At 46.4% G+C, this 248-nt stretch carries 1 pseudogene; it reads left to right on the plus strand.

Annotation, left to right across the window (positions count from 1 at the left end):
- A pseudogene (locus tag JFU56_RS22645) lies at window positions 1-248 on the plus strand (tyrosine-protein kinase); the annotation flags it as partial.

Consider the following 248-nt stretch of genomic DNA (forward strand, 5'->3'; position numbering starts at 1 on the left):
CTTTATCACATGGGCTTCAAGTGAATATGATCTAGTGCTGATTGATACGCCACCGGTACTGGCTGTCACAGACCCAAGCATTGTAGGCGCGTTAGCGGGCACAACCTTAATGGTAGGTCGTTTTGGTCAAAATACCGTGAAAGAAATTGAAGTTGCACGCCACCGCTTTGAAATGGCGGGCATTGAAGTGAAAGGCTTTATTCTTAATGCGGTTGAGAAGAAAGCAAGTGCGTCTTATGGGGATGGTT

The sequence above is a fragment of the Moritella sp. F3 genome (assembly GCF_015082335.1).
Classification (GTDB): Bacteria; Pseudomonadota; Gammaproteobacteria; order Enterobacterales; family Moritellaceae; genus Moritella.